This is a genomic window from Pseudomonas edaphica (genome assembly GCF_005863185.1).
GTDB classification, from domain to species: Bacteria; Pseudomonadota; Gammaproteobacteria; order Pseudomonadales; family Pseudomonadaceae; genus Aquipseudomonas; species Aquipseudomonas edaphica.
The window spans coordinates 1-5,241 of record NZ_VBVZ01000442.1; the positions used below are offsets into that span (position 1 = coordinate 1).

Below are 5,241 nucleotides of genomic sequence, written 5' to 3' on the forward strand. Positions count from 1 at the left end.
ACCGGGTGTATCAGGTACACCGAGGTGATGCTATCGCAGGCAAGCCAGCTCCCACACAAGCCGGCCCCATAAGCGCCGGTTTCGTCAGTCAGAGCGCTTTAACGTCGATGATTTCAACGTCAAACGTCAAGGTTTTACCGGCCAACGGGTGGTTGAAGTCGATGGTCACTTGCGCGTCATCGAAGGTTTTAACCACGCCGGGCAGCTCGGTGTTCGCCGCATCGTTGAAGATCACCAACAGGCCTTCCGACAGGTCCATGTCCTGGAACTGCGAGCGCGGGATGATCTGCACGTTTTGCGGGTTGGGCTGGCCAAAGGCGTTTTCCGGCAGGATCTGCAAGGTGCGCTTGTCGCCGGCCTTGAAACCGAACAGTGCCGCTTCAAAACCCGGCAGCAGGTTGCCATCACCGACTTTGAAGGTCGCCGGGGCTTTGTCGAACGTGCTGTCGACCGTGTCGCCATTCTCCAGGCGCAGTGCGAAATGCAAAGTGACTTCCGTGTTCTGGCCGATGCGTTGCTCAGCCAATACCTGATCAGTCATTGACGGTCTCTCCGGTTTTCTTGCTTTTGAACATGTCCAACGCCAGCATGATTGCACCGACGGTGATGGCGCTGTCGGCAAAGTTGAACGCCGGGAAGTACCAGCGGTTCTGCCAATGCACCAGAATAAAGTCGATCACATGGCCCAGGGCAATGCGGTCGTACAGGTTGCCCAGCGCGCCGCCCAGCACCAAGGCCAGGGCAATGGCGAGCCAGGTATCATCACGGCCCAGACGCTTGAGCCAGACCACCAGCACAGCGCTGACAACCACCGCGATCAAGGCAAACAGCCAGCGCTGCCAGCCGCCGCTGTCCGCCAGGAAGCTGAAGGCAGCACCGGTGTTGTAGGCCAGGGTCCAGCTGAAGTAGTCAGGAATGACCACAATCTGCTGGAACATCTGCAGGGAGCCTTCGAAATGAGCCTTGCTGACCTGGTCAATGACCAGGACCAGCACGCTCAGCACGAGCAAACCCAGACGTCCGAAACGACTGGAAGCATTAGGCATAGTGGCGAACCTCGCCAGCACCGCTGATGTTGTCGACGCAACGACCGCAGATTTCCGGATGCTCTGGGTTCACGCCGACGTCTTCACGGCAGTGCCAGCAACGGGCGCACTTAGGAAAGGCCGACTTGACCACTTTGAGCTTGAGGCCCGGCACTTCGGTGGCCACTGCGTCCGCAGGTGCCTGGGCAAACGGTGCCAGGCTCGCGGTCGAGGTGATCAGTACGAAGCGCAGTTCGTTGCTCAGCTTGGCAAGGTCGGCGGTCAGGCCTTCCTCGGCAAACAGGGTGACTTCGGCTTGCAGGTTGCCACCGACGGCCTTGGCCGCGCGCTGAACTTCCAGCTCCTTGTTCACCGCAACCTTGACGGCCATCACGCCTTCCCAGTACTCGCGGCCCAGTTCGAAGTTCGCCGGCAATTCGGTCAGGCCTTCGTACCAGGTGTTGAGCATCACCGACTCGTTACGCTCGCCCGGCAGGTATTCCCAGAGTTCGTCAGCGGTGAAGGCCAGGATCGGTGCGATCCAGCGCACCAGCGCTTCAGAGATGTGGTACAGCGCGGTCTGCGCCGAGCGGCGCGCCTTGCTGTTGGCGCCGGTGGTGTACTGGCGGTCCTTGATGATATCGAGGTAGAAACCACCCAGCTCCTGCACGCAGAAGTTGTGGATCTTGGAGTACACGTTCCAGAAACGGTATTCGCCGTAGTGTTCCTGCAACTCGCGCTGCAGCAACAGCGTACGGTCCACGGCCCAACGGTCCAGGGCGAGCATGTCCTCGGCCGGCAGGATGTCGGTGGCCGGGTTGAAACCGGTCAGGTTCGACAGCAGGAAGCGTGCGGTATTACGGATACGGCGGTAGGCATCGGCGCTACGGGCCAGGATCTGGTCCGACACGGCGATTTCGCCCGAGTAATCGGTCGAGGCGACCCACAGACGCATGATATCGGCGCCCAGGGTGTCGTTGATCTTTTTCGGCTCGATCACGTTTTTCAGCGACTTGGACATCTTGCGGCCCGTCTCGTCGACGGTGAAGCCGTGGGTCAGCAGTTCGCGGTACGGCGCGTGGTTGTCGATGGCGCAGCCGGTCAGCAACGACGAGTGGAACCAGCCACGGTGTTGGTCCGAGCCTTCCAGGTACAGGTCGGCACGCGGGCCGGTGGCGTGACCCATCGGGTGCGAACCGCGCAGCACGTGCCAGTGGGTGGTACCCGAGTCGAACCACACGTCGAGGGTGTCGCTGATCTTGTCGTACAGCGGCGCTTCGTCGCCCAGCAGTTCGGCGGCGTCCAGCTTGAACCAGGCTTCGATGCCTTCCTGCTCAACGCGCAGCGCCACTGCTTCCATCAGTTCAACGGTACGTGGGTGCAGCTCGCCGCTTTCCTTGTTCAGGAAGAACGGAATCGGCACGCCCCAGTTGCGCTGACGGGAGATGCACCAGTCCGGGCGGTTGGCGATCATCGAGTGCAGGCGCGCCTGGCCCCAGGCCGGGACGAACTTGGTGTCTTCGATGGCTTTGAGCGAGCGCACACGCAGGGTGTCGCCGCTGGTCGGCTCTTTGTCCATGCCGATAAACCACTGCGCGGTAGCGCGGTAGATCAGCGGGGTCTTGTGACGCCAGCAGTGCATGTAGCTGTGCTTGATGGTTTCGGTGTGCAGCAGCGAACCGACTTCACGCAGTTTGTCGATTATCGGCTCGTTGGCCTTGAAGATGAACTGGCCGCCAAAGAACTCCAGCGACGGCGCGTACACGCCATTGCTCTGCACCGGGTTGAGGATGTCATCGTTGACCATGCCGTAGGCTTTGCAGGTCACAAAGTCATCAACGCCGTAGGCCGGCGCGGAGTGAACCACACCAGTACCCGAACCCAGCTCCACGTAGTCAGCCAGGTACACCGGCGACAGACGGTCATAGAACGGGTGACGGAAATTGATCAGTTCCAGCGCAGTGCCGGTGGTGGTGGCGATGACCGAACCTTGCAGCTCGTAGCGCGCCAGGCAGGCTTCGACCATTTCTTCGGCCAGCACCAGCAGGCGATCACCGACGTCCACCAGGGCGTAGGTGAATTCCGGGTGCACGTTCAGCGCCTGGTTGGCCGGGATGGTCCACGGGGTGGTGGTCCAGATCACGATGGCTGCAGGCTTTGGCAGGCTGGACAGGCCAAAGGCTTGGGCCAGCTTGTCGTCGTCGGCGATCGGGAAGGCCACGTCGATGGTCGAGGACTTCTTGTCTTCGTACTCGACTTCCGCTTCAGCCAGGGCCGAACCGCAGTCGAAGCACCAGTTCACGGGCTTGAGGCCCTTGAACACGAAACCGCCTTTGACGATCTCGGCCAAGGCACGGATTTCACCGGCCTCGTTCTTGAAGTTCATGGTCTTGTACGGGTTGTCCCACTCGCCCAGCACGCCCAGGCGGATGAATTCGGACTTCTGCCCTTCGATCTGCTCGGTGGCGTAGGCACGGCACAGTTCGCGGGTTTTATCCGCGCCCAGGTTCTTGCCGTAGGTCACTTCGACTTTGTGTTCGATCGGCAGGCCGTGGCAGTCCCAGCCCGGAACATAAGGCGCGTCGAAGCCCGACAGGGTTTTCGAACGCAGGATCATGTCCTTGAGAATTTTGTTCAGCGCATGACCGATGTGAATTGTGCCGTTGGCATAAGGAGGGCCGTCGTGCAGGACGAACTTCGGACGATCCTTGCCAATTTCGCGCAACTTTCCGTACAGGCCAATACTGTCCCAGCGCTGCAGGATCTGCGGTTCGCGCTGTGGCAGGCCGGCCTTCATTGGGAAGGCGGTGTCCGGAAGGTTTAGCGTGGCTTTATAGTCGGTCATTTAAGGCTCTTCGGTTAGCGATGGGCGCTAGGTGCGGCTAGTGCACGGGCGGCGGCGACATCCGCATTGATCGCCGTTTTCAACGCCTCAAGGGAGGCGAAACGCTGCTCTTCACGCAGCTTCTGGTGGAAAACCACCGTTAAACGCCGGTCATACAAATCACCGGCAAAATCCAAAAGGTGAACTTCCAGGTGGGCCTTGCCATCACCTGCAACCGTGGGCCTGACGCCTATGTTGGCGACTCCCGGCCACGATTGGCCGTCGATGTCGACACTTACCAGGTAAACCCCGGTGAGTGGCACACGACGACGCTTGAGCTGCACGTTGGCGGTTGGCGTGCCCAGTTGGCGCGCCAGCTTCTGACCGTGCAATACCCGCCCGGCAATGCGGAACGGGCGACCGAGCAAACGCTCGGCCAAGGCGAAGTCGGCAGCCGCCAGTGCGTTACGCACCTGGGTACTGCTCACGCGCAGGCCGTCCAGTTCGACGGTTTGCGCGGCTTCGACGGTAAAACCTTGATTCACACCAGCGTGTTGCAGGAAGTCGAAATCGCCGACGCGGTCGCAGCCGAAACGGAAGTCGTCGCCGACCTCCAGGTGCTGCACGCCCAGGCCATCTACCAGGATACGGTCAACGAACTCGGCGGCGCTGAGGCTTTGCAAACGCTGATTGAAGGCCAGGCACAGCACACGGTCCACGCCCTCTTCAGCCAGCAGTTGCAGCTTGTCGCGCAGGCGGGCCAAGCGCGCCGGAGCCGTCTCGGGGGTAAAGTATTCCCGCGGCTGTGGCTCAAAAATCACCACGCAGCTGGGCACGCCCAACTCGACCGCACGTTCACGCAGCCGGCCCAGGATAGCCTGGTGGCCACGGTGAACACCGTCAAAGTTGCCAATAGTGGCGACGCAGCCCCGATGCTCGGGGCGCAGGTTGTGGAGACCTCGAACCAGCTGCATAACGCGCTTCTTGCTCATAAAGTGGTCGATTATAACCACACCCGGCCCCGGACGACAGGCAACAGCGCAGGCCAAATGGATCGAATCGATAAAACAACCGTTTTATCACGGCAAAGTCTCTAGCCAAGCGACTTTCGATTGAAATCACGCAGACGGAAGCCTTGCAACAGCAACATCCCGAAGTACACCACCACACCTGCCACGACCAGAACACCCAGGCGCATGAAGCGTTCAAGCATATGGCCTTGATCCCAGGCGGGCATGAAGTGCATCAGGCCCAACAACACCGCCGACATCATCGCCACCGCCACCAGCAGCTTGAGGGCAAACAGGCCCCAGCCCGGCTGCGGCTGATACATCTGCTGCTTGCGCAACTGATAAAACAGCAGGTCCGCGTTGATGCAGGCACCCGCGCTGA

5 protein-coding genes are annotated in these 5,241 nt (G+C 60.7%); all 5 read right to left on the reverse strand.

The window, feature by feature from the left end; genetic code table 11:
- Positions 1 to 88 precede the first annotated feature (88 nt).
- Entirely contained in the window at positions 89 to 526 is a 438-nt protein-coding gene (gene fkpB / locus FEM54_RS23675; protein WP_010213263.1) for an FKBP-type peptidyl-prolyl cis-trans isomerase, read from the reverse strand.
- A gap of 7 nt (positions 527 to 533) precedes the next feature.
- Positions 534 to 1,046, reverse strand: a complete 513-nt coding sequence (lspA, locus tag FEM54_RS23680) for a signal peptidase II (protein WP_017137607.1) — start codon at positions 1,044 to 1,046, stop codon at positions 534 to 536.
- Positions 1,039 to 3,870, reverse strand: a complete 2,832-nt coding sequence (gene ileS / locus FEM54_RS23685) for an isoleucine--tRNA ligase (RefSeq protein ID WP_017137608.1) — start codon at positions 3,868 to 3,870, stop codon at positions 1,039 to 1,041. Before ileS ends, lspA begins: the two co-directional genes overlap by 8 nt.
- A 14-nt stretch (positions 3,871 to 3,884) precedes the next feature.
- A complete protein-coding gene (gene ribF, locus FEM54_RS23690; protein WP_016971190.1) occupies positions 3,885 to 4,823 on the reverse strand; it encodes a bifunctional riboflavin kinase/FAD synthetase in 939 nt (312 codons plus the stop codon).
- Positions 4,824 to 4,942: 119 nt separating this feature from the next.
- On the reverse strand, positions 4,943 to 5,241 hold a 299-nt coding region (locus tag FEM54_RS23695), incomplete at its 5' end, for a lipid II flippase MurJ (RefSeq protein ID WP_276614757.1).

Excerpts from the sequence above, each read along its gene's own strand:
- lspA (WP_017137607.1), bottom strand. The coding sequence starts at position 1,046 with ATGCCTAATGCTTCCAGTCGTTTCGGACGTCTGGGTTTGCTCGTGCTG.
- ileS (WP_017137608.1), bottom strand. The coding sequence starts at position 3,870 with ATGACCGACTATAAAGCCACGCTAAACCTTCCGGACACCGCCTTCCCA.
- ribF (WP_016971190.1), bottom strand. The coding sequence starts at position 4,823 with ATGCAGCTGGTTCGAGGTCTCCACAACCTGCGCCCCGAGCATCGGGGC.